22 protein-coding genes are annotated in these 21,961 nt (G+C 67.7%); 9 read left to right on the top strand and 13 right to left on the bottom strand.

What is annotated here, in order from left to right; genetic code table 11:
- Window positions 1-22: 22 nt before the first annotated feature.
- Window positions 23-523, bottom strand: a complete 501-nt coding sequence (locus ACPPVQ_RS12845) for a GNAT family N-acetyltransferase (RefSeq protein ID WP_426515489.1) — start codon at window positions 521-523, stop codon at window positions 23-25.
- Window positions 524-666: 143 nt separating this feature from the next.
- On the opposite strand from ACPPVQ_RS12845, the gene ACPPVQ_RS12840 reads away from it, so the two are divergent.
- The gene (locus tag ACPPVQ_RS12840) at window positions 667-2,055 is read left to right on the top strand and encodes a sigma 54-interacting transcriptional regulator (RefSeq protein ID WP_426521260.1); all 1,389 of its coding nucleotides are present in this window, start codon (window positions 667-669) and stop codon (window positions 2,053-2,055) included.
- Complete coding sequence (locus ACPPVQ_RS12835; RefSeq protein ID WP_426515488.1) at window positions 2,048-4,069, top strand: vWA domain-containing protein; 2,022 nt, start codon at window positions 2,048-2,050, stop codon at window positions 4,067-4,069. Before ACPPVQ_RS12840 ends, ACPPVQ_RS12835 begins: the two co-directional genes overlap by 8 nt.
- Before the next feature lie 165 nt (window positions 4,070-4,234).
- Here ACPPVQ_RS12835 and ACPPVQ_RS12830 read toward each other — a convergent pair whose 3' ends face one another.
- The 6 genes from ACPPVQ_RS12830 to ACPPVQ_RS12805 form a co-directional block, all read right to left on the bottom strand.
- The gene (locus ACPPVQ_RS12830; protein ID WP_426515487.1) at window positions 4,235-5,425 is read right to left on the bottom strand and encodes an OmpA family protein; all 1,191 of its coding nucleotides are present in this window, start codon (window positions 5,423-5,425) and stop codon (window positions 4,235-4,237) included.
- A 21-nt stretch (window positions 5,426-5,446) separates the two neighbouring features.
- Window positions 5,447-6,325, bottom strand: coding sequence for a hypothetical protein (locus ACPPVQ_RS12825; protein ID WP_426515486.1), 879 nt, complete (start codon window positions 6,323-6,325; stop codon window positions 5,447-5,449).
- A 20-nt stretch (window positions 6,326-6,345) separates the two neighbouring features.
- Window positions 6,346-6,702 carry a hypothetical protein gene (locus tag ACPPVQ_RS12820; RefSeq protein WP_426515485.1) on the bottom strand — a complete coding sequence of 119 codons (357 nt, stop codon included), beginning with the start codon at window positions 6,700-6,702 and terminating at the stop codon, window positions 6,346-6,348.
- Window positions 6,689-7,336: a hypothetical protein gene (locus tag ACPPVQ_RS12815; RefSeq protein WP_426515484.1), complete on the bottom strand. Its 648-nt coding sequence runs from the start codon at window positions 7,334-7,336 to the stop codon at window positions 6,689-6,691. The genes ACPPVQ_RS12820 and ACPPVQ_RS12815 overlap by 14 nt, the downstream gene beginning before the upstream one ends.
- A gap of 125 nt (window positions 7,337-7,461) precedes the next feature.
- Window positions 7,462-10,821: a galactose oxidase-like domain-containing protein gene (locus tag ACPPVQ_RS12810; protein ID WP_426515483.1), complete on the bottom strand. Its 3,360-nt coding sequence runs from the start codon at window positions 10,819-10,821 to the stop codon at window positions 7,462-7,464.
- Between the two features lie 122 nt (window positions 10,822-10,943).
- A complete protein-coding gene (locus tag ACPPVQ_RS12805) occupies window positions 10,944-11,585 on the bottom strand; it encodes a TetR/AcrR family transcriptional regulator (RefSeq protein WP_426515482.1) in 642 nt (213 codons plus the stop codon).
- Window positions 11,586-11,685: 100 nt separating this feature from the next.
- On the opposite strand from ACPPVQ_RS12805, the gene ACPPVQ_RS12800 reads away from it, so the two are divergent.
- Window positions 11,686-13,203 carry an MFS transporter gene (locus tag ACPPVQ_RS12800; RefSeq protein WP_426515481.1) on the top strand — a complete coding sequence of 506 codons (1,518 nt, stop codon included), beginning with the start codon at window positions 11,686-11,688 and terminating at the stop codon, window positions 13,201-13,203.
- Between the two features lie 51 nt (window positions 13,204-13,254).
- Here the strand turns inward: ACPPVQ_RS12800 and ACPPVQ_RS12795 are convergent, their stop codons facing one another.
- The 3 genes from ACPPVQ_RS12795 to ACPPVQ_RS12785 all read right to left on the bottom strand — a co-directional run bounded on the left by ACPPVQ_RS12795 (window position 13,255) and on the right by ACPPVQ_RS12785 (window position 16,524).
- Window positions 13,255-13,407: a hypothetical protein gene (locus ACPPVQ_RS12795; protein WP_426515480.1), complete on the bottom strand. Its 153-nt coding sequence runs from the start codon at window positions 13,405-13,407 to the stop codon at window positions 13,255-13,257.
- Window position 13,408: 1 nt separating this feature from the next.
- Complete coding sequence (locus ACPPVQ_RS12790; protein ID WP_426515479.1) at window positions 13,409-13,897, bottom strand: DUF6325 family protein; 489 nt, start codon at window positions 13,895-13,897, stop codon at window positions 13,409-13,411.
- 107 nt (window positions 13,898-14,004) lie between these two features.
- Complete coding sequence (locus ACPPVQ_RS12785) at window positions 14,005-16,524, bottom strand: LuxR C-terminal-related transcriptional regulator (RefSeq protein ID WP_426515478.1); 2,520 nt, start codon at window positions 16,522-16,524, stop codon at window positions 14,005-14,007.
- Window positions 16,525-16,741: 217 nt separating this feature from the next.
- Between ACPPVQ_RS12785 and ACPPVQ_RS12780 the strand changes: the two genes are divergently transcribed.
- Genes ACPPVQ_RS12780 through ACPPVQ_RS12770 form a run of 3 tightly spaced genes read left to right on the top strand, consistent with a single transcriptional unit; the run spans window position 16,742 to window position 17,847 of the window.
- Window positions 16,742-16,999, top strand: a complete 258-nt coding sequence (locus tag ACPPVQ_RS12780) for a hypothetical protein (RefSeq protein ID WP_426515477.1) — start codon at window positions 16,742-16,744, stop codon at window positions 16,997-16,999.
- A gap of 42 nt (window positions 17,000-17,041) precedes the next feature.
- Window positions 17,042-17,476, top strand: coding sequence for a DUF6325 family protein (locus tag ACPPVQ_RS12775; RefSeq protein ID WP_426515476.1), 435 nt, complete (start codon window positions 17,042-17,044; stop codon window positions 17,474-17,476).
- Between the two features lie 11 nt (window positions 17,477-17,487).
- The gene (locus ACPPVQ_RS12770) at window positions 17,488-17,847 is read left to right on the top strand and encodes an SHOCT domain-containing protein (RefSeq protein ID WP_426515475.1); all 360 of its coding nucleotides are present in this window, start codon (window positions 17,488-17,490) and stop codon (window positions 17,845-17,847) included.
- A gap of 86 nt (window positions 17,848-17,933) precedes the next feature.
- On the opposite strand, the gene ACPPVQ_RS12765 is transcribed toward ACPPVQ_RS12770, so the two are convergent.
- Window positions 17,934-18,995, bottom strand: coding sequence for an SDR family NAD(P)-dependent oxidoreductase (locus ACPPVQ_RS12765; RefSeq protein WP_426515474.1), 1,062 nt, complete (start codon window positions 18,993-18,995; stop codon window positions 17,934-17,936).
- 81 nt (window positions 18,996-19,076) lie between these two features.
- On the opposite strand from ACPPVQ_RS12765, the gene ACPPVQ_RS12760 reads away from it, so the two are divergent.
- Complete coding sequence (locus ACPPVQ_RS12760) at window positions 19,077-19,634, top strand: TetR/AcrR family transcriptional regulator (protein WP_426515473.1); 558 nt, start codon at window positions 19,077-19,079, stop codon at window positions 19,632-19,634.
- On the opposite strand, the gene ACPPVQ_RS12755 is transcribed toward ACPPVQ_RS12760, so the two are convergent.
- Both ACPPVQ_RS12755 and ACPPVQ_RS12750 read right to left on the bottom strand, forming a co-directional pair.
- The gene (locus ACPPVQ_RS12755; RefSeq protein WP_426515472.1) at window positions 19,631-19,948 is read right to left on the bottom strand and encodes a hypothetical protein; all 318 of its coding nucleotides are present in this window, start codon (window positions 19,946-19,948) and stop codon (window positions 19,631-19,633) included. The two genes, ACPPVQ_RS12760 and ACPPVQ_RS12755, sit on opposite strands and share 4 nt — an antisense overlap.
- Window positions 19,949-19,982: 34 nt before the next feature.
- On the bottom strand, window positions 19,983-20,621 hold the full coding sequence (locus tag ACPPVQ_RS12750; RefSeq protein ID WP_426515471.1) for a TetR family transcriptional regulator: 639 nt from the start codon (window positions 20,619-20,621) through the stop codon (window positions 19,983-19,985).
- 60 nt (window positions 20,622-20,681) lie between these two features.
- On the opposite strand from ACPPVQ_RS12750, the gene ACPPVQ_RS12745 reads away from it, so the two are divergent.
- Both ACPPVQ_RS12745 and ACPPVQ_RS12740 read left to right on the top strand, forming a co-directional pair.
- A complete protein-coding gene (locus tag ACPPVQ_RS12745; RefSeq protein ID WP_426515470.1) occupies window positions 20,682-21,119 on the top strand; it encodes a nuclear transport factor 2 family protein in 438 nt (145 codons plus the stop codon).
- Complete coding sequence (locus tag ACPPVQ_RS12740; protein ID WP_426515469.1) at window positions 21,116-21,955, top strand: SDR family oxidoreductase; 840 nt, start codon at window positions 21,116-21,118, stop codon at window positions 21,953-21,955. The genes ACPPVQ_RS12745 and ACPPVQ_RS12740 overlap by 4 nt, the downstream gene beginning before the upstream one ends.
- Window positions 21,956-21,961 lie beyond the last annotated feature (6 nt).

Below are 21,961 nucleotides of genomic sequence, written 5' to 3'. Positions count from 1 at the left end.
TTTTGGCAAACAATCGCCCGAGTCAGAGGGTCGCGCCGAAGACGGAGCGCTGTTGGCCCAGGCTGTCCGTCGAGGTCGATTCGAGCGTGAGGCCGATCTTCTGGGCGACGCGCTGCGACGGGACGTTGTCCGGGTGGATGATCGCGACAAGATGTGGTTCGCCCAGTCGTGCGGCGAAAGCGCGGCACGCCTGCGCCGCCTCGGTCGCGTATCCCTGTCCCTGCAGATCGTGCCGAACGTGGTAGCCGACCTCGAGTTGGCGGTGGCCGTCGACGGGCTGCCAGGTGAGACCGCAGTCGCCCACGAACTCGCCGGCGTGCGTTTCGATGATCCAGAGTCCGTATCCATAGGAGGCGTAGTTGGCGACGTTCCAGTCGATCCACTTCTGCGCCTCCGCGCGCGACTTCGGGGAGGCATAGAACGCCATGACCGCCGGGTCGCCGAGCAGCGCTGCCATCTCGTCGAGATCGTCGTCGGTCATCTCGCGGAAGTGCAGGCGTGCGGTGTCATTCGGAAGAGCCACCCCGGGAGCCTAACGCGTGCCCCGGGAAGCTCCGGGCACTGCCGCGGCGCGAATGCGTCCCGCGTGTTTCGGGATGCTCCAGTTTCGCTGAGTCCGAACAAATCGCCCCGAAGCGGGTTTAGCCTGAAAAGGTGACCAACTCGGTGACCCAGGCTCCAAACATCACGACGGTAGGAGAGCTGCGCGCCTCCGGTCATGTGCAGAAGCCGCTGCGGGTCGAAATTCGTGACAACCTCCTGGCGAAGCTGCGGGTGGGTGATGATCCCTGGCCGGGCCTCCACGGTTTCGAGTCGACGGTCATCCCCCAGCTCGAACGGGCGCTGATCGCCGGCCATGACGTCGTTCTGCTGGGCGAGCGCGGCCAAGGCAAGACGCGCATCCTGCGCACGCTCGGCGGCCTGCTCGACGAGTGGACGCCGGTGATCGACGGGGCCGAGCTGGGCGAGCATCCATACGATCCGATCACCCACGAATCGCAACGCCGCGCCCTGGAACTCGGCGACCGGCTTCCTGTGGCGTGGCGGCACCGCGACGAACGCTACGTGGAGAAGCTCGCGACACCCGACACATCCGTCGCCGACCTGATCGGTGATGTCGACCCGATGAAGGTGGCTGAGGGGCGTTCGCTGGGCGACCCCGAGACCATCCACTTCGGCCTGATCCCGCGCAGCCATCGCGGGATCGTCGCGATCAACGAGCTGCCCGACCTCGCGGAGCGCATCCAGGTGGCGATGCTGAATGTGATGGAGGAGCGTGACATCCAGGTGCGCGGTTACGTGCTGCGGCTGCCGCTCGACGTGCTGGTCGTGGCCAGCGCGAACCCCGAGGACTACACGAACCGCGGCCGCATCATCACGCCGCTCAAAGACCGGTTCGGGGCGGAGATCCGCACCCACTACCCGACGAGGCTCGAGGCTGAGGTGGCCGTGATCCGCCAGGAGGCGGACCTGGTGGCCGAGGTGCCGGACCACCTCGTCGAGATCCTCGCCCGCTTCACCCGCAACCTGCGCGAGTCGACGTCGGTCGACCAGCGCAGTGGTGTGAGCGCACGGTTCGCCATCGCGGGCGCGGAGACGATCGCAGCGGCAGCCCTCCACCGGGCGACGGTGCAGGGCGAGGAAGAAGCCGTCGCGCGAGTGGTCGACCTGCAGGCCGCGGTCGACGTGCTCTCGGGCAAGATCGAGTTCGAGACGGGCGAGGAGGGCCGGGAGTCGGAGGTGCTGACGCACCTTCTGCGCACCGCGACCGCCGACGCCGTGCGACAGCATTTCGCCGGGATCGACTTCGGTCCGCTCGTCGCCGCCATCGAGGACGGCGCCATGGTGACCACGGGCGAACAGGTATCGGCGCGGCAGTTCCTCGACGAGCTGCCCGTCCTGGGCGAGTCGGAGCTCTACGACGACATCGGCGACCGGCTCGACGTCACGAGCGACGGCGAACTGGCCGCAGCGATCGAGCTCGCGCTCGAAGGCCTCTACCTGGCCCGCAAGGTCGGCAAAGACACCGACGGGATCGAGACCGTCTATGGCTAGAGGGCGCACGCACTTCCGGCGATACGACGGGGGAGACCCGCTCGCGCCGCCGGTCGACATCGCCGAGGCGCTCGACGCGATCGGCGAATCGGTCATGGGCGGCACGTCGCCCGAGCGCGCGATGAACGAGTTCCTCCGCCGCGGCGGACGCAACAAGACCGGCCTCGACGACCTGGCCCGCCGGGTCGCGGAGCGCCGCCGCGACCTGCTGCGCCGGAACAACCTCGACGGCACCCTCAACGAGGTGAAACAGCTGCTCGACCACGCGGTGATGGAGGAGCGCAAGCAGCTCGCCCGCGACGCGCTCATGGATGACACCGAGCGCACGTTCGCGGAGATGCGGCTCGAGAACCTGCCCGCGTCGACCGCGGCGGCCGTGACCGAGCTGAACGACTACGACTGGAAGTCGCCGCAGGCGCGCGCGGACTACGAGAAGATCAAAGACCTGATGGGCCGTGAACTGCTCGACCAGCGGTTCGAGGGCATGAAACAGGCGATGGAGAACGCGACCGATGAGGATCGCGCCGCGATCAACGAGATGCTCACCGACCTGAACGCGCTGCTCGAGAAGCACCGGCTGGGCGAGGACACGCAGCAGGACTTCGACGACTTCATGGCCAAGCATGGCCAGTTCTTTCCGGACAACCCGCAGAACGTCGACGAGTTGATCGACTCGCTCGCGAAGCGCTCGGCGGCAGCGCAGCGGATGCTCAACTCGATGACGCAGGAACAGCGGGATGAGCTGATGCAGCTTTCCGCGCAGGCGTTCGGCACGCCCGAGCTGATGCAGTCGCTCTCCCAGCTCGACTCGAACCTCCAGGCGCTGCGCCCGGGTGAGGACTGGCGCGGCTCCCAGCGTTTCGACGGCGAGCAGCCGCTCGGGCTGGGCGACGGCACCGGCGTGCTCCAGGACCTCGCCGACCTCGACGAGCTCTCGGAGCAGCTTTCGCAGTCGTATCGCGGTGCGCGCATGGACGACATCGACCTCGACACCCTCGCACGCCAGCTGGGCGATGACGCGGCGGTTTCGGCCCGCACGCTGCGGGAGCTGGAGAAGACCCTGCGCGAGAGCGGAACCCTGCGCCGCGATTCGGCCGGAGCGCTCAAACTCACGCCGAAGGCGATGCGTCAGCTGGGCAAGTCGCTGCTGAAAGACATCGCGACCCGGATGTCGGGTCGTCAGGGCGAGCGCGAACTGCACCAGGCCGGGGCGGCCGGCGAGAGCTCGGGGGCGACGCGCGCCTGGGAGTTCGGGGCCACAGAACCGTGGGACATCCCGCGCACCGTCCTGAACGGGGTGCGGCGCCGCATCGGCGAAGGCGGCGGTCGCCTCGTCGAAGTCGACGACATCGAGATCCAGGAGACCGAAGCGCGAACGCAGGCGGCGGTCGCCCTTCTCGTGGACACGTCGTTCTCGATGGCACTCGACAACCGGTGGGTTCCGATGAAGCGCACGGCCCTCGCGCTGCACACGCTCATCCGTTCGCGTTTCCGCGGCGACCACCTGCAGTTGATCGGGTTCGGGCGGCACGCCGAGGTGATGGACATCGAAGAACTGACCGCTCTCGACGCGATGTGGGACAAAGGCACAAACCTCCATCACGCCCTTCTGCTGGCGAACCGGCATTTCCGCAAGCACCCGAATGCCCAGCCGGTGCTGCTGATCGTCACCGACGGCGAGCCGACCTCGCACCTCGAGGCCGACGGCTCCGTCAGCTTCTCGTACCCACCGCATCCGCGCACCATCATGCGGACGTTCGAAGAGCTCGACAATTCGGGTCGCCTGGGCGCGCAGACCACGTTCTTCCGCCTGGGCGACGACCCGGGGCTGGCCCGGTTCACGGCGTCGATGGCTCGGCGGGTATCCGGGCGCGTCGTGGCCCCCGAACTCGACGACCTGGGTGCGGCAGTCGTGTCGTCCTACCTCGGGAGTCGCGGGTCGGTCCCCGACGCGGACTTCGGCAGCGAGTACGGCGAATGGTTCGGTGGCCGCGGCTTCTGGGTCGGCGGCTGAGCCCGCGACCCGCATCCCGCGCGTCGAGCGCACCCCCTGAGTCGAGCACAGGAAAAATCACGTATTTTCGCAATGTTAAGGTGCCCTTTCCTGTGCTCGAGGGGAGCCGGGTGGCGGCCGGCGCCAACGCAGTCGGCGGCTTGTGTTCTCAAAAAGCGAGGGAGGCTACCCGCAGAGGCTGACGCCGGGCGAGGTGAGGATGACCGAGCGGTTCTGCTCGGCGAGGGCGTCGGAGTACGCGCCCCCGGCATCCGTCTCGCTCTTCCACCCGCACCATTCGAAACCGACGCCGGTGGTCGTGAGCAGCGCGGCCGGAACGCCGAGCTGCACGAGTGCGGCTTTCACAGCATCCGCCCGACGCTGCGACAGCGCGAGATCGGAGGCGTTGTTCGTCGCCTGGTCCTTCGAGGCGGTGCCGGTGATCGTCACCAGCTGGTTGTTCTGCACGATCGACGGCACGACCTGGGCGAGCACCGCCTGCGCCTTCGCCGGGTCGGAGAACGTGGCGGTGTCTTTCACGAACAGCAGCTCGCTGTTGTGGATCACGATCGGATGCGTCCAGTCGGTCTTCGTCTGCACCGACTCGACCGGCACCGTCGACACAGCGGGGAGACCGGAGGCGGCGGTTCCGGAGGCCGGCTCCGGAAGCAGGGAGAGGGTGCCGCCCGCAGCCCTGATGATCGCGGTCCAGATCGCGATGAGGTTGCTGCGCGCCGGAATCGTCAGCGGAGCCTGCGAACCCGCAACGTCGCCCATCCCCGACCAGTAGACGGTGACGCCGTTCAGGTCTGTCGGCAGGAGGTTGCGCGACTTCAGGTCGCTGACGACCTGCGCGGGGTCGGCGTAGAGCACGCCGCTGGTCGCGAAATTGAGGGGATCGGTCGTCTGCAGTCCGTTGCCGACGACGAGCACGCCCATCGGCTTCGCGCCGAGATCGCGGGCGGCCCGGTCGATCGAGCCGAGGAAGTCGACCTCTGGGGTAGTGGCCTTGAGGCCGTTGATGTACGTCGTGATCTCGCTGAGCTTGTTGTGCTGGTCGTTCTGGCAGACGATCGCGTCCTGTGCCGTCGAACCGACGAGTGTCGTGCCCATCACCTTCGGGGTACCGGACGGGACCACGACGGTCACACTGCCGTTGCTCTTGCTGACGGCGGCGAGCTGCTCGACCGCCGACGATGCCAGGGTCGTGGTCGGTGCGTTCGCCGTGCTGCCGGCGACGACACCCATGTTGCGTTTCTGCGACTGGTCGCAGGCTGCTCCGGTCGCGGTCGCCGAAGCGCAGGCGGTCAGTCCGCCGGCGAGCGCGAGGACGGCGGCGATGGCGATGCCGGCCCGGGCGATTCGTCGGGTGATCATTCAGGTCCTTTCGGCGGTCGTTCAGTCGGTCAGTTGCGACGGCTGCACACTCGGCGCGACTTCGGGGGTCTCTGGGATGTCCGGCATGCGCCGTGCGCGCAGCTCGCGGATGATCTGGCTGGTGCTCTCAGGGTCGCGCTCGTGCTGCGCGAGACGGGTGGCCAGCTGGGCGCGCAGCAGATCGACCCGTGCCGCGAAGGTGATGCGCGCGCCGGTGTAGCGCACGGCATCCTCGTGGTCGAGGCGCAGCGACTGCTGCGTCGCCTCGCGGGCCTGCACCGCTTCGCCCAGGAGACGGTCGCGGTACACCCGAAGCTTTTCGGCGTGATCGTGGGCTTTCTCGGCTGCGCTGAGCAGCGGGCGGGTCGTCAGCCACGCGACGATGAAGCTGACCGCACCCGAGGTGACGAGCACGCCGAGCATCAGGAACGCCATGATCGTGTCAGGGGCCGCCCACGAGAAACCGGTCTGGCCGGATGAGGTCGAGCCGCCGACGAGTCCGGTGAGGCCGCCGGCGTTCTGCGCGTCGATCCCCGCCTTGATCCGGGCGATGGTGATCGCGGCCAGCACGGCTGCCCAGACGAGCGAGAGGCCGATCGCGAGGATCGACCAGCGCCGAGACATCACCCCGGCCTGGATGCGCCGCATCAGGATGGCGACGACGTGCGGCAGTGCGACCACCGCGAGCGAGATGCCCAGGGTGATGACGTACATCTGCAGGCCGATCGAGCCGTACTGGCTGTCATTGCGCAGCAGCAGGGTGAGCGCCTGCGCCAGCAGGATGTAGTCGACGGTGATCATCCCGAGCAGCAGCAGGTAGACCAGTACGTGCGCGAAGGGCGAGATGCGACCGACGCCCGAGCGGATGCGCGGCGGTTTCGAGACGATGTCCCTGGCCATGGTTGTTCTCCTTCAGCCGGTCACGCGTAGTTGTGGAATTCGGGGTCGCGCCCGAAGAGTTTGGCGTCGAGGCGTTCGACGGCGAGGTCGGCGCGCTTGATCTGGTCGTCGGTGCGCACGATCGCGGCGCGGATCAGCTCCTCGCGCTTCTGCGCCTCCGACACCCGCTCGGCGCACGCAGCGACGTTGCGTGTGCGCTGGCGGTCGAGTTCGGCGATCCCCGCCCGCTCGAAGGCGGAGAGTTCGTGTTCGAAGACTTCGAGGGTCTCCACGTCGACGGCGTCGCGCATGCGCCGAAGCCGCCAGAAGAGGCGTCGTCGGATGCGGCGCGTCGCGGGTACGTCATAGTCGGCCAGCGGCGGGTCACGCCTGGGCATCGGTTCTCCCTTGCCAGAGTTCGAGCAGTTTGGTCTGTTCCTGGGTCGTCAGCCAGTCCGTGCGCCGCAGCACCGGCGCGCGGTCGAGTGGGTGATCCAGGGTGCCGGACCGCCGGTAGGCGCCCCAGTAGATGGCGATCTTCTCGTCCGAGTGGTCGTAGTACCGGCTTGCGCGCAGGCGGGCGGCCGTGAACCGTGTGTGGATGATCGCCCTGAGCTCGTCGACGCGTCGACGCCCGCGGCTGATCCGGCGCTCCAGACGTCGGAGCTCCTCGAAGGTCGGTCCGTGGCCTTCCGCGATCGCCTCTCGGTCGGGCGGGGCGAGTTCGTCGGTCTTCGCCTCGTATGCCGCGGTGTCGTCGTCGAGTGCTCTGACGAGCATCCGGTATTCCGTGAGCTGGTCGCTGATCTTCGAGAAGAATCGCTGCTCCTCGCGGCGCGCGTAGCCGTTCGCGTGGGCCTGGATCGCCTGGACCGTCGGCGTCGATGCCTCAGGTTCTCCGTTGTTCCGCGCACCAGGCACGCCGGATGCGGAGTCCTGCCGGGCGAGCCGTTCGAGTCGTTTGCGGCTGATCATGCCCACCCGCAGCGGCGCGCGTGCGGCGCGGCGGACGTTCTGCGGACGCGTCGTCATGCAATCCACCCCCATTCCCCAGTTCGGCACAAACCGATGGACCTCGAAGCGTACGCACGGGTCCTGACAAAGTTCTAGGGGATTGTCGAAGATCTCCCGATAGTCGGCCGAATTGCTCTCCTCCGTCAGGGCGCCGGGAGGACCTCGATGAGCGCGAGATCCCATTGGTCGGTCGTCGGTGCCGTGTCGTTGACCGTGACGCTGGTGCCCGGCGCGGGCGTCTGGGCGTTCAGGCGCTGCAGCCAGTAGTCGTCGCCGGAGGGGGGCTGGTACTGGTCGACGATGGTCTGTCCCGTTCCTGCCGTGTGGGTTCTTGCAGCCGTCCAGTCGGTTCCGACGCCCCAGACCCAGGACCCGGCCCGTGTCGTCGTCAGGGCCCCGGTCGGCGCCCCGCTCGCGCCTGAAACGGAGACGGACGCTCCGGACGCGGTGTCGGCGTTCAGCAGGCCCACGACGGACATCGACGACTGCCAGGAGCCCGACGACTGGGTCGCGGTGACCGTCACATTCGTGAGCGGCGCGGGCGCGACCGCCTGCCAGATCTCGGCTGTTCCGGGCTGGGCGTTGGACCGCTGGCGGAGCGTCCACGTCAGGCCGCCGCCGGTGACCGAGGCGATCGCAGCACTGCCCCCGCTGCTCGGACCATCGGAGCTGATGAAGGCGAGGAGGAGCTCGTTGCTGCCGGTCGTGGTCAGGCCTGTGGCGGCGATCTTGTTAGAACTCGTGGACTGGTGAACGGTGGTGATCTTGTCGACCGTGATGGTGCGGTAGGTGCTCGACGTCGTCACGGTGGCCGAGGCCTCGTTCGACGCAGGTCCCAGGTTGTGTTGGGCGTCTTCTGCGATCACGCGGTAGTAGTAGGTGCCGGCGAGGAGCCCCGGGTCGGTGTATGCCGTCGCCGGCGCTGCGACCTGGGCGATCCGGTTGCCCGCGGCCGGCGTGAAGCCTGCCGTGGTCGACCGGTAGATGTCGTACTTCGCTACCCCGACATTGTCGGTCGCCGCACCCCAGGCGAGGCCGACCTGCCCGGTGCCGCTCGTCGCGGTCAGAGTTCCCGGAGCGGACGGAGCCTGCGTGTCTTCATAGGGTGCCGGGAACCGTGTCATCGCGGCGACCGACGGAACGCCTGCGCCATTGACGATGAACAGCATGTAGTACCCGGGAGGGGCCGCATTTCCGTTCACCGGCATCTGCACGTTCAGGCCGCCCGTGGTCTGGGTGAAGCTCAGCGGAATCGACCGCGTGTTCTGGTCGAAGCCGTGCGTGATGGAGCCGGTGCGCACCAGCATCACGGACTGGATGCCGGCCGCATCCGGGGTCTTGACGAGTGCCGTGCTGTTGTACTGCACCGTCGACGGGGCAGCGGTGATGGTCGGCCTGGCGCCTTTGAACAGGTAGGGCGGGGAGTAGATCTGGTAGTTCTCCTCGTTGGTCACGCCGGTGTCGCCGCCGCCGCCCGACACGAACACGCGCCCGTCGGGCAGCAGCAGTGCTACCGAGTGGTACAGCCTCGGCGCGGTCAGCGATGCGACCGTTGACCACGTTCCGGTGCTCGGGTGCCACAGTTCGGCGGGCTTGACCGCAAGCCCTTCGTTCTGGCCGGACTTGTCGGTGCTGCCACCCGTGGCGAGCACGTTCCCGTCCGGAAGCGTCGTCAGGTTGACGAAGCTGCGGGCGAAGGACATCGATGCGGTCGGCTGCCAGGTCGGGTTGGGCTGGTTCATGTCGAGCGTGTACGCGGTCTTCGCGGACTGGCCGCTGAAACCACCGTCGGATGCCGTGCCCGCTTTCAGGAACTTGCCCGGTGCGTAGCTGGTGACGGATGCGCCGTCGAGGACTCGCGAATCGATCGTGGTCCACTGCAGAGTGGACATGTCCAGCACCTGCGTCCCGGTCGGATCCTCGCTGGCCCCGTTCTGGAGGATACGACCGTCGGGCAGCTGGTACATGAACGGGTAGTAAGGGATGAGCTTGGTCGCGCCCGGCAGGGACGTCCAGCTGTCCGTCGGAGGGTTGTAGACCTCGGGAACCTGGACGAGGTCGGTGGAGGTCGTGTCGGAGCCGGAGGTGACGAGCACCCGACCGTCGCCCAGCGTCGTGCCGGTCGGATACCAGCGCGGGTAGTTCATCGGGGCGAGGGACTCCCAGGTCGATGTCACGGGGTCGAATGCATTCACGTTCTTGATGCCCAGCCCGCCCTGCGTGGCAGTGCCGCCGATGACGGCGATGCGGCCGTCGGCGAGCACCGCCTGGCCGGCGCAGAAGAGGTCGACGGCGGCATCGGGCACCTGGGTGTAATTGCCGGTGGTCGGATCGAGGAGATACTGCTGACCGCCCTGGCTGAAGTCGCCCATCCAGGTGAGGATCTTGCCGGTGTTCGTGAGAGCGGCGTGGATGGAGACCTCCGGCCACGGCACGACCGGACCCCACGATCCGACGACCGAGGGGTCTGCGGCATTCGAGACCGTGACGGTGATCGGCGCCGACGTTCCGGTATTGCCCGCCGCATCCCTCGCCGTGGCGACCAGAGTGTGAGATCCGCCGACGACTGACGTCGTGTCCCACGGGAGTGAGTAGGGGGCGGATGTGAGAACAGCGCCGAGCGGCGACCCGTCGAGGGTGAACGCGACGCTGGCGACGCCGACGTCATCGCTTGCGCCGGCCGACACGGTCACCGTACCGGAAACCGTGGCACCGGCAGCAGGGCTCGTCATCGCAACGGTGGGCGCGGTCGTGTCGTTGCTGCCGGTGCCCACGGGCAGGATCTCGATGAGCGAGAGGTTCCACCGGTCGGCCGTCGGCGCCGTGTCGTTGATCGTCACCGTGGAGGGGGCCGCAACAGTGCCGGGGACCGTCTGGCGCTGGGTCCAGAACGTGTCGCCGGAGCTGGCGAGCAGCTGGTCCACCTGGGTCTGGCCGATGCCGGTGGTGCGGGCGGTGGCGGTGCTCCAGTCGTCTCCGACACCCCACACCCAGGAGCCGGCGCGCGTCGTGGTCAGGCTCGCGCTCGGTGCGCCGGTTGCTGCGCTGCCGCCGCCGACCGCCCCGAGCGTCGTGGTGTCAGCCCCGGTGAAGGTGGCGACGGTCATGGAGGCGGTGTACGAGCCGGCATAGGTGGCGGTCACCGTCGCATTCGCCAGTGCCGTCGGGGCGACCGCCTGCCAGATCTCCGCCGTTCCGTACTGGGCGTTCGTGCGCTTTCGCAGCGTCCAGGTCAGGCCTCCTCCGGTCACAGCGCTGATCGTGGCGGATCCGGCAGCGGTCGCGCCGTCGGTGGCGATGAAGGCGATGAGGAGCTCACCGTCATGGCTCGTGGAGAAGGCTGCGGTCTTGACGCTCGATGCGGGAGAGTTCTGGTGGGCGCTCACGACCACATCGGTTGCGAGGGTCCCTGCCGCTGAGGCGGGCAGGGGTGTCAGTGCGAGCGCCGCGAGGCTCACGAACGTGGTGAGCGCCAGGAGGCGGGCAGAGAAATGCTTTTTCATGAGAACTTCTCACTTTCAAGACTCCATAAGAGGGTGCTCTTTTCGAGGCCGAAAGTAAAGAGATTCTCAGGACTCACGCGAATTACTGACGGCACCTGAGCGGCGCCGACGACACGGGAGACTCAGGACTTCGGGGGAGTGAGACCCACGGCGGGAAGGAGCACTCCGTCGATCAGGGAGATGAGGAATTCACGGTCGACCGGCTTGCGCTGGATCAGCGTGCGGTAGGCGGACATGGACGGTGCGAGCAGCGACAGGGCGTCGAGGTCCAGGTCTGAGGAGATCTCGCCGCGCTCGACCGCGCGGCGCAGGAAGATGCGGTTGGCCTTCGCCCGCGGCTCGACGATCGCGGCATTCACGGCATCCGCGAGTTCTGGAGCGCGGGACAGCATCGACATCAGGCCGGCCATGACCCGCAGCTTCTTCTCGCTGTCCTGCATCGAGTGCGGCTTGATCATCGCCACGAGATCGCCGCGGAGGGTGCCGGTGTCGGGGAGCCTGTCGAGGTCGAGGTCGACGCTCTTCATGCAGGCGACGGCGTCGACGACGAGCTCGCCTTTCGATGCCCACCTGCGGTACAGGGTGGCCTTGCCGGCCTTGGCTCGATTGGCCACCATCTCGATGGTCATGCCGTCGTAGCCGGTCTCGGCGAGCACGTCGAGTGCCGCTTCGAGGATTTCGGGATCGCGCGTGTGGTCGCGCTTGCGACCGAGCTTCGACGGCTGTTCGGCGGCCTCGTTCTGGGTCAGGTCGAGCTGCGACATTGCGGCTGTCTCCCTCTTGATCCGTGTTGTCCTGGATCAATTGTACAGTTAAGGAACTGTTAATATCCGAAACTGATGAGTTCCGGATATAGTAGGTCTCATGCCCCCCACAACTTCCTCCCTTCCGACCGTCGTGCACACGCCGACGACATCGCGCCACTGGTGGACACTCGCCACCGTCGGCCTCGCCCAGCTCATGGTCGTGCTCGACTCGACCGTGGTCAACATCGCGCTCCCGTCGGCCCAGGCCGACCTCGGCTTCACCAACGCAGAGCGCCAGTGGATCATCACCGCATACTCGCTGGCCTTCGGCAGCCTCCTGCTGCTCGGCGGGCGCGTCTCCGACCTCATCGGGCGCAAACGCACCTTCATCATCGGCCTGATCGGCTTCGCCGGAGCGTCAGCGCTCGGCGGCGCAGCCAACACCTTCGGGCTGCTCGTCGGAGCCCGCGCCCTCCAGGGTGCATTCGGCGCGCTGCTCGCCCCGACGGCTCTGGCCGTGCTGACGACGACCTTCACCATCCCCAAGGAGCGCGCCAGGGCATTCGGCGTGTTCGGGGCCATCGCGGGCGCCGGCGGCGCCATCGGCCTCCTGCTCGGCGGGGTTCTGACGGAGTATTACAGCTGGCGCTGGAGCCTCTACATCAACGTCGTCATCGCGCTCATCGCGGTCGTCGGCGCCATCTTCTTCGTGACGTCCGTCAAGCGCACGGGCGCGCGGCCGAAGCTCGACATCCCCGGAACGCTGCTCGTCTCCGGTGCCCTTTTCAGCCTCGTCTACGGGTTCTCGAACGCGGAGACCGACGGCTGGGATTCCCCGCTCACCTGGGGCTTCCTGACGGCGGCCGGCATCCTCCTGGTCGCGTTCGTGCTCTGGCAGCGTCGCGCCGCGCATCCGCTGCTCCCGCTGTCGATCGTGCTCGACCGCAACCGCGGGGCCGCGTTCATCTCCGTGTTGATCGCCGGCGCCGGAATGTTCGGCATCTTCCTCTTCGTGACCTACTACATGCAGGAGACGCTGCACTACTCGCCCATCCAGACCGGGCTCGGCTTCCTTCCGATGATCGCGATGCTGGTGCTCTCCGCGCAGCTGTCGACGAACATCTTCCTGCCACGGCTCGGGCCGAAGATCATGGTGCCGTTCGGGATGACGCTCGGGGCGATCGGGATGCTGTACCTCACCCACCTCGACCAGCACAGCACCTATGCTGCGGACATCCTTCCGCCCCTGCTGATCCTCGGGTTCGCGATGGGTTCGATCATGCCGGCGTCGATCCAGACCGCCACACTCGGAATCGACCGCTCGTTCGCCGGCGTCGCATCCGCGACCGTCAACACGAGCCAGCAGGTCGGCGGCTCGCTGGGAACCGCCCTGCTGAACACGCTGGCCGCCACCGCGGCCGCGGACTACCTCGCCTCGCACCTGCCGCCGACGCCGGCGGTGCTCACGGATGCCGCAGTGCACAGCTACTCGGTCGCCTACCTGTGGGGAGCGCTCTTCTTCGCTATCGGTGCGATCAACGCGGCCCTGCTGTTCCGTCGCCGCCGGCCGCTCGCTGTGGCCGAAAGCGCCGCAGCGACAGGCGCGGCCACGCCGGAACCGGCGATCGCGCACTGACCTGTCACAGCGGTGGCCGACGCAAGCCGAATGCGTCGGCCACCGCTGCTGTCAGAGACGCCGCCTCGGCGTCACGACCGCCCCGACGACGGCCGCCTTCGCGATCGGCGCCGGACCGGGAGTCACCGCCCGGGTGACGACGGCGGCCTTGGCGACGGGAGCGCGCACGACCCCGACCCGACCTACACGACCTGCTCGTAACATGTCAGGCCCCTTCCTTTTCAGCTTCTGCTTCTGATTCGATTTCCGACTCCGCCTCAGCCTCTGCTTCGAGCGCGGCGGCGATCGCCTGGGAGTGGATGCGGCCATCCGCGATCAACTGGCCGCCGGCCCGGCGCGCAGCTGCTGCGAACGGCGCCGCCCACACGTTCTCGTAGACGATGACACCGGCAACGCTCCCCGGATCCATGGCCGCAGCGAGATGGTCGACGTCCTCCTCGGCGAGGAACTCCGCCAGTTCGGCTTCGAGGGCCGCAAGCGGGCCGAGATCGTCGAGGTCGGACAGCTCCAGGGCCTCGACAGCCCCATCGTCGTCCTTCACGAGGACGATCGCGTCAATGAGCCGGATCGTCCCGGCATCGACGAGCTTCACCAGCTCGTCGGCTATCTCGCCGCGGAAATTCTTCTGGCCGGCAGGAAACTCGATGATCACGAAATCGATCGGTCCCGCCTGCTCGAGGTCGTCATCCGACATTGTGCGCTCCTTCGCTGATCGCGCTCCCGCGCTGATGCACGGCGAACCCACCTGTGACGCTATGGCCGCCCCTGCGTGAGCGCATCACGCCAAGAGGGTGATAGTGATCATCGGAGCAGGCCCAGTTCCTGTGCGCGCACGATCGCCGCGCTGCGGTTAGGCACGTCGAGCTTGCGGTAGATGTGCACCATGTGCGTCTTGATCGTGTTCACGGACACGTAGAAGCGGTCTGCCAGTTCGCCATTCGTCGACCGGCTTGGCAGGCAGGCCAGGATCTCGAGCTCGCGGTCGGTGAGCGGCTCACTCAGGACGGACGTCGCGGCCGGCGCCAGCGATGCCGAGGCCCGTTCGAGGATCTGCCGCAGGAACGGCGAACGCTCGCCCGGAAGCTGGCCGAGTTGCGTGATGACATGGGGGCCGGCACGCAGGAACACGTCGACCAGGGAATGCTCTTCCGCGAGCGCGAGAGCCTTTCCGAGCCGGCGCTCGGCCGCGGTCGGTCGTCCTTCGACATCCGCGAGCCAGGCGCGAAGCACCAGCCGCTCGGTGGCGACGAGCGGCTCCTCGGTGCTGGTGTCGGCATCCGACGCAAGCAGTGCACGTGCGCGCTGCGGCTGGAGGTGCGTCAGGGCAGACGCCGTGTGCTCGAACCGTGTTGCAGGCGCCTCCACACTTTCCGGTTCCGCGGCCCACGGAAGAGGGTCCCGCCCGGTGAGCCTGCGTTCGCGTTGGCGCGTCGCCGTCAGCCGGTCACGGACCACCGGCGGCGGCGGGCCTTCCGGAGCGCCGGTCAGGTCGCCCGCGTTCTCCGTGCCGCCGAGCATGGCGTGGATGAGATGGGCGATCCACATGAGCTGCGTGCGCTTGGTCGCGGCCGCGCGTGCGAGACCCTGGGCGAGCATCCGCTCGGAACGGCCCGGATCGGACCGCTCGAGGGCGATGAGGCTCTCTGCCAGGTAGGCGTCAGCCGTAGACGGATGCCCGACCAGCTTCGCTTCATCGGCGACCGCCAGGGATTCCACCGCCAGCTCCTGGGCCCGGTCGGTTCGCCCGCACCAGGCCTCGACGAGGGCGAGCGAGCCGAGCGAACAGATGCGCCATGGCGCATACGAGGCCCCCTCCGATCGTGCGGCGCGTTCCAGCCAGCGCCTCGCTTCGGCAAGGTCACCTGCCAGCAGGTAGGCGCGGCCGCCCGAGAACAGGGTCATGGTCAGGAGCGACTCGTAGTCGGTGATCCCGAGCAGATCGGGGGTGGGGGCACCGGGGTTGGCTTCGAGGAGGGCGAGCGATCGGGTCACGGCGTCCAGCGATCCGTCCGGATGCGGATTCCACCAGGCCTGGCACGCGAGCATGGCATGCGCCACGAGCTGCTGGCCGACCGTCGCCTCCGGGTCGTTGATCACGCGCCGGAGCGGGTCGCCGGCGGCCACGACCTGGCCTTCGAGCCCGCGCAGCACTCCGTTCAGGAGCATCAGGTCGAGTCGGTCATGAACGACGGAGTCGGGGAGCTCCGACATCCACCGGATGACCGTGCGCAGCTCGCCCCGCTCGTAGATCTCTGCGCCGCGGGTGCGCACGAGCATCAGCGCGCGTTCCCACTCTTTCGCACGCAGCAGGTACTCGACCGCGCGCTGCACGTCGCCGCGGGCGAGATACCAGTCGGCGGCACCGGCGAGAAGGGTCGATTCGGCCCCGGGCTCTTCGGCACGCAGGTGATAGCGCAGCAGGTCGCGGAACAGGTTGTGGAACCGGAACCACTCACGTCGGGTGTCCAGCGGGACCAGGAACATCGATTCGCGTTCGAGGGATTCGAGCCACGACTGGGCGCCGTCTTCGCCGGTGACCTCGGTGATGAGCTCGGCGGACATCTCGTCGAAGGCGGAGACCCGCAGCAGGCTCGTGCGCCTGCGATGGGGCTGCACCTGCAGCACTTCATCGGTCAGGTAGTCGGCCACCATCCGGTCCGTGCCGCCGAACTGCTCGATGAAATCCTCCGGGTCGTCGCGGCCCTTGAGCGTCATCGCCGCCAGCTGAAGCCCGGCGGCCCACCCTTCGGTGCGGGAGACGAGAGCGTCGACGCTGTCGGCGTCGAACCGTCGGCCGCAGAGCCGCGCGAGGAGCTCTGCCGACTCGTTCGCGTCGAACGCCAGGTCGGCGCTGCGCAGTTCGACGAGGTCGCCGTTGAGGCGGTGGCGGCTCCAGCCGAGAGGGAGGTCGACCCGGGTGGAGAAGACGGTGTGGATGTTCGGGGGCGCGAACTCGACGATGCGCTCAAGGTCATCGATGAGGCTCCGGTTCGTGAGCTGGTGCACGTCGTCGAAGATGACGACCGTGTCGGGCAGCGATACCAGGCGAGACGGAAGTACCTCGAGGAAGGTCTCTCCCAGGCGGCCTCCGCTGATGGCTACAGGCGCCCCGACGTTGAGGAAATGCGGCTTGACCGCGGAGAGGCCGGAGATCAGTTTGCCGGCGAAATGGGCGGGGTCGTTGTCGGCCGGGGTGATGTCGACCCACACGAACGACCGGTCGGCATGGGTCTCGGCCCACTGCTCGAGGAGCACAGTCTTGCCCGCACCAGCGGGCGCTACGACGAGCGCCAGAGGCTGTGACAGGACCCCGTCGAGCACTCCCCGAAGTGTCGGCCTGTCTATTGCATGACGCGGAACGCTGCGGTTTGCACCCATAACCCAGCTCTCTCTATCCGCACTCAGTCTGTCAGGAGATGCCCTCAGTGGCCACACCCGAATTGGGGTAGGCGCGGGATCACCCTTCTCGGATGATGCAGACTGCGCGGCAACCGCCGACACTGAACGGGAAAGGTCGGAGCCAGGGGAGAAGGGCGTCGTGCTGAACGAAACGTACGAGATCGTGATCCGCGGCACGCTGAGCCCGGCGCTTCTCGCCGCGTTCCCCGGATTTGACGTCAAGGAAGTGGAGCAGGGCTTCACCCACCTCGTCGGAACGGTACCGGACCAGGCGAGACTGCACGGACTGCTCGATACCGTGGCCAGCCTGAACATCGAGCTCGTCTCGGTGAACCCGCTGTCGCCCGACGTTTCGAGTGCTGACCGTGAACCATCCACACGAAGGGAAGACACATGACAATCGCAGTTCAGGGCCGACTCTTGCGTTTGGGGGCACACCATGGCTGAGTTCGAATACGGACCGGTCGAGATCTTTCTCATCGGCTTCGACGGCGAGCGCCCGGGACCCGATGTGGTCAACGCGATCGTCGATGTCGTCGGGTCCGGCACCATCAGGCTGCTCGACCTGCTCTTCGTCACGAAGTCGTTCGAGTCCGGTGACGTGGTCGTGCTCGAGCTCGATGAGGTGACGGACGAATACGGCCTTCCCGAATTCGAGCTGCTCGAGATCGGGATCGCCGGCGAGGAAGACGTCGCCGACTTCGCCGAGGACCTCGCTCCCGGCACCTCTGCGGCGCTGCTGGTCGTCGAGCACACCTGGGCCCGCGAATTCGCGGAGGCCATCTTCAACGCAGGCGGGGCGGTGCTGCGCACGGAGCGCATCCCGGCCCCCGTCGTCAACGAAATCGCCGCCTTGAGCGGTGCCGAAGACTGAGGGAGAAAGACATGTTGGGTCGACGGATGGGTCGCGGCGGGCTGGTGCGCGCAGCTGCGACGACGGCGGTCGTCGCCGGTACGGCAACGGCCGTGTCGGGCGGGATGCGCAACCGCCAGGCTGCGAATCAGCAACAGGCCGATGAGGCCGCAATGTACGAGCAGCAGCAGCAGCAGGCGCAGATGGACTACGCCGCGCAGCAGGCGGTCGCCGCGCAGCAGGCGCAGATGGCCGCTGCCGCGCCGCCCGCTCCCGCAGCTGCCCCTCAGAACGACATGATGGCGCAGTTGCAGAACCTCGCCACCATGCACACGCAGGGCATCCTCTCCGATGAGGAGTTCTCCGCGGCGAAGGCGAAGCTGCTCGGCTGACCCCCGCAAACGGATTCATCAGAAATGGCTAGTGCGCCCGGGGCGTCACTAGCCATTCCTGATGAACCGGAGTCGGTGCCGGGCGGTCAGACCGCCGACCAGCCCCCGTCGGACGGAAGGATGACGCCGTTGATGTTCACGCCGTCGTCGCTGAGCAGGAAGGTGATCGACGCGGCGAGCGCGTCGGCCTCGGCGGGGTCGGGGAGCACCGTCATCGCGAGCTGAACGCGCTCTGCGCCGAGCTCGGACGCGAAGCTGGCCTGGATGTTCGTGATGGTCGGGCCAGGTGCGACCGCGTTGACGCGGATTCCGCTCGGGCCGTACATGAACGCGCTGCTCTTGGTGAGGCCTGCGACCGCGTGCTTGGACGCGGTGTAGGCGGCACCTGCGGCCGAACCGCGCAGTGCGGCCTCGGATGCGATGTTGACGATCGACCCGTATGCCTGGGCGAGCATCGTGGGGACCACGGCGCGCGTCAGCTTCATCGTGCCGACGACGTTGACCGCGAAGACCCGGTTCCAGACGTCGTCGCTGACCTCGTGCACCGGAGTCATGTTGTCCATGATCCCGGCGACGTTGGCCAGTCCGTCGATCCGGTCGCCGGCGGCGGCGACGATCGCAGCGATCGAGGCATCATCGGTGATGTCACCCGCGACCGGAACGATCTGGGCATCGGGAAGCTCGGCGACGAAAGCGTCGAGGCGCTCCTGGGAGACGTCGACCGCAATGACGCGGCCGCCTTCGCGGGCGATACGGGATGCGGTGGCGCGCCCGATGCCGGAACCGGCGCCGGTGACGATGACGGTCTTGCCACTGAAGCGGCCCTCGGTCGGCTTCTCGACCCAGACCGGGGTCTCTGCAGTCGGCTCGTCGTCTGCGGCGTCGTCGTCGACTGCGGAGGCCTCTGCCCCCGGCGTTGTCGCGGCAGCGGCGGCAGCGCGCTGCTCGAGGTCGGCGATCATTTCGGCGGTGAATGCACCCTGGCTGAGCTTGATGAGGCGTTTGAGCGCGAGGCGGCGGACGGGCTTCATGACGGATGCATCCTGGCCGGCCTGGGCGAGAAGTTCAGTCATGATCGAGCCGCCGATCGGGTCGTCGAGCCAGGTGCCGATCGACGAGTCGGCGGTGAGTCGGGTTGACGTGGGCATGGGGTTGTTCCTCCTGTTTCGTGGGGAGCGTAGCTAGGATCGCTCCTACCGGACAACACTGTCCGGTAGTACACTACACCCGTGCCGGAGAAGACGAAAGCGAACCGGGGACCGAGCGCGGGCCCGGAGAATCGGCAGGCGCTCATCGACGCGGCCCGCGAGGTCTTCGGAGAATCGGGCTATAACGCCCCGCTCAGCGCTGTCGCTCGTCGCGCCGGCGTCGGGCAGGGGAGCCTGTACCGGCATTTTCCCGACCGCATCGCGCTCGCGGTCGCCGTCTTCGACGACAACGTCACCGATCTCGAGGAGCTGGGGAAGACTCCCGACGCCACGCTCAGGGACCTCTTCGACGGTGTCACCGAACAGGCCCTCGGGTCGACCGCGCTGATCGAGGTGGTCTCCTCGAACCTCGGCGATCCGCGCGCTGAACACCTCGCCACGCGGGTCACTGCGGTCGTCGACGCCATCCTCGTGCGTGATGCGGCGGCTGGGCGCGTCGACTCGCAGGTGACGAGTGCCGACGTCATGCTCGCCTTCTCGATGCTCGCCTTCCTGCTCGCGCGCACCGCTGCGGATGAGCGGCCCGCGATCGCGGCGCACGCGCGGTCGATCTTCAGCGCATCCTTCGCGCCTCGCTAGGCCGTCAGCACCTTGTCGGTGTCGGCTTCGTCGATGACCTGCATACCGCCTGTGCGGGCAGAGGTCGCGCTCAACGCTTCGATCCACCGCACGTTGATCGCCGGCGGGCGGCTTCCGGCGAAACGGAACGTGAGCTGCGATTCCCTGCTGATCCACAGGCTTACGCGCCCGGACCCCTGGCCGGCCGGCACGGTCCAGTTGAGCAGGAAGCTCTCGTGGCGCAGGAGCTTCGCGACGATCGCGAGCTTCATGTGGCTGAGAAGCCGGTCGTCGAATTCGAAGGTCTGCGAATCGCCGTAGGTCAGTGTACCCATGCGCTCAGTCTGCACCCGAGTGGAGCATGCGGCATCAGGAAAGTAGCGCCGATTCCAGGAACTCCCCGATGTAGGTACCGAAGCGTTCCGGCGACCATCCCGCTCGGAGCACGAGGAGGTCGAACAACTCGGGCGCGCTGAACGCCCACATCACGTCGGTCGCCTCCTTGACGGTGACTCCGGCCTTCATCAGGCCCCGCTCAGCGAGGGTCAGCGCATTGTGGTGCATGCGTGTGCGGCGGCTGTCGTCGCTGTCACGCAGAAGCGCTGCCATTTCAGGATCGGATGCGGCCGCCTCACGGACGAGGAGGTGGACGGGGGCGACCAGCGGCGCGACCTCCGCGGTCAGAACACCCCAGCCGCGAACGATCGCGTGGGGATCTGCTTCGCTGTTCTGAAGCTGGTCGGAGCGGACCGGTGCGGCGGTCGGGCCGGTGCCCAGCAGGCTCTCCTCGTAGATCGCCCGGACCAGCCCGCCCTTGCCGCCGAACGTCTTGTAGACGGTGTCGATCGACAGCTGGGCGTCGTCGGCGATCGCCGCGATGGTCGTCGCGGCATACCCGTCAGCAAGAAAGCGGTCTCGTGCCGAACGGAGGATCGTCGCGCGATTGCGGTGCGCCTGCGCCCGCCGGGCGCGGGAGTCGTAGGGCCTGCGCTTGGATTCCGTGGACATGAGATTCATTCTATGCTACCGTATTGAATCTAGCTACCAATAATGGAATCGAGGCCTCCCATGCGAGGTTCGAACAATCCAGAGGCTGTCGTCGCCCGACTCGAGACGGCGACGAACGCCCACGATCTGGCCGCGCTGACGGCCTGCTTCTCCGACGACTATGTGAACGCGACCCCCGTGCATCCGGCGCAGGGTTTCACCGGATCGGCCCAGGTCGAACGCAACTGGGCGGCGCTGTTCGGCGCGATTCCCGACCTGCGATCCCACCTTCTCGCCACCGCGGTCGATGGAGCAACGGTGTGGAGCGAATGGGAGATGTCGGGCACCCGACCCGACGGATCGGCCCATCTGATGCGGGGCGTGATCATTTTCACCGTCGATGCCGAAGTCATCGTGGCCGCGCGGTTCTACCTCGAGCCCGTCACAGCATCCGGAGCCGGCATCGACGACGCGATCGCCCGTGCGACACACGCGACCGATGGCGGCGCACGCCCATGATCCTCGTCGTCGGCGCGAGCGGAACGCTCGGCCGGGTGCTCGTCGCCGGCCTGCTCGATCGCGGCGAGCAGGTCCGGGCGCTCACGCGCGATCCGTCGCGCATCTCCGCCCCGGGCGCCGAGGTCGTCGTCGCGGACTTTCGCGAGACCGCCGCCGTCGAACGTGCGATGACCGGTTGCGATGTCGTCGTGCTCGCCGCGCACGGGTTCGTCGGGCCGCGGGGCATCAGTCCGGAAACGATCGACCGGGCCGCGAACATCGCCGCGATCGAACGAGCGGAGGCGGCGGGCGTCCGTCACATCGTCCTGCTCTCGGCGTACGGTGCCGGGCCCAGCCATCCCATGAGTCTGCACCGGGCCAAGTTCGCCGCCGAGCGTTCACTGAAGGCGAGCGCACTGAAGGCGAGCGGCCTGACCTGGACGATCATCCGCCCGACGCCGTTCCTCGAAACGTGGGCCGGAGTGATCGGCGCCCACATCGAAGACCGTCATCAGGCTCTGGTGCTCGGCAGGGGAGTGAACCCCATCGATTTCGTGCGTGTGGAGGCCGTCGCCGACGCGATCGTCGATGCCATCGGCGAGCACCCGCATCGCAACAGTGAACGCGACGTGACCGGCCGACAGATTCGCACGTTCGAAGGCCTGGCGATGGATGCTGTCGCTGCGTCCCCGACGCCCGCGGGCATCCGCCACATCCCGCTCGGAATGCTCCGGCTGCTCGCCGTCGCCGCGAGACCGTTCTCGCCTGCCTTCGCGCGCCGGGCGCAAGCGGCGGTCATCATGAACACGACAGACATGACGGCCGCGCACGACTCTCCTTCGCCCGTCCTGCACTGATTTACG

Source organism: Leifsonia sp. McL0618 (genome assembly GCF_049994905.1).
GTDB lineage: Bacteria > Actinomycetota > Actinomycetes > Actinomycetales > Microbacteriaceae > Diaminobutyricibacter.
Note: the sequence above shows the minus strand (reverse complement) of the source record. Positions and strands in the feature narration are given on the sequence as shown.

Excerpts from the sequence above, each read along its gene's own strand:
- ACPPVQ_RS12745 (WP_426515470.1), top strand. The coding sequence starts at position 20,682 with ATGCGAGGTTCGAACAATCCAGAGGCTGTCGTCGCCCGACTCGAGACG.
- ACPPVQ_RS12750 (WP_426515471.1), bottom strand. The coding sequence starts at position 20,621 with ATGTCCACGGAATCCAAGCGCAGGCCCTACGACTCCCGCGCCCGGCGG.
- ACPPVQ_RS12805 (WP_426515482.1), bottom strand. The coding sequence starts at position 11,585 with ATGTCGCAGCTCGACCTGACCCAGAACGAGGCCGCCGAACAGCCGTCG.
- ACPPVQ_RS12770 (WP_426515475.1), top strand. The coding sequence starts at position 17,488 with ATGTTGGGTCGACGGATGGGTCGCGGCGGGCTGGTGCGCGCAGCTGCG.
- ACPPVQ_RS12835 (WP_426515488.1), top strand. The coding sequence starts at position 2,048 with ATGGCTAGAGGGCGCACGCACTTCCGGCGATACGACGGGGGAGACCCG.
- ACPPVQ_RS12765 (WP_426515474.1), bottom strand. The coding sequence starts at position 18,995 with ATGCCCACGTCAACCCGACTCACCGCCGACTCGTCGATCGGCACCTGG.
- ACPPVQ_RS12800 (WP_426515481.1), top strand. The coding sequence starts at position 11,686 with ATGCCCCCCACAACTTCCTCCCTTCCGACCGTCGTGCACACGCCGACG.
- ACPPVQ_RS12795 (WP_426515480.1), bottom strand. The coding sequence starts at position 13,407 with ATGTTACGAGCAGGTCGTGTAGGTCGGGTCGGGGTCGTGCGCGCTCCC.
- ACPPVQ_RS12820 (WP_426515485.1), bottom strand. The coding sequence starts at position 6,702 with ATGCCCAGGCGTGACCCGCCGCTGGCCGACTATGACGTACCCGCGACG.
- ACPPVQ_RS12810 (WP_426515483.1), bottom strand. The coding sequence starts at position 10,821 with ATGAAAAAGCATTTCTCTGCCCGCCTCCTGGCGCTCACCACGTTCGTG.
- ACPPVQ_RS12775 (WP_426515476.1), top strand. The coding sequence starts at position 17,042 with ATGGCTGAGTTCGAATACGGACCGGTCGAGATCTTTCTCATCGGCTTC.
- ACPPVQ_RS12830 (WP_426515487.1), bottom strand. The coding sequence starts at position 5,425 with ATGATCACCCGACGAATCGCCCGGGCCGGCATCGCCATCGCCGCCGTC.
- ACPPVQ_RS12815 (WP_426515484.1), bottom strand. The coding sequence starts at position 7,336 with ATGACGACGCGTCCGCAGAACGTCCGCCGCGCCGCACGCGCGCCGCTG.
- ACPPVQ_RS12755 (WP_426515472.1), bottom strand. The coding sequence starts at position 19,948 with ATGGGTACACTGACCTACGGCGATTCGCAGACCTTCGAATTCGACGAC.
- ACPPVQ_RS12740 (WP_426515469.1), top strand. The coding sequence starts at position 21,116 with ATGATCCTCGTCGTCGGCGCGAGCGGAACGCTCGGCCGGGTGCTCGTC.
- ACPPVQ_RS12790 (WP_426515479.1), bottom strand. The coding sequence starts at position 13,897 with ATGTCGGATGACGACCTCGAGCAGGCGGGACCGATCGATTTCGTGATC.
- ACPPVQ_RS12825 (WP_426515486.1), bottom strand. The coding sequence starts at position 6,325 with ATGGCCAGGGACATCGTCTCGAAACCGCCGCGCATCCGCTCGGGCGTC.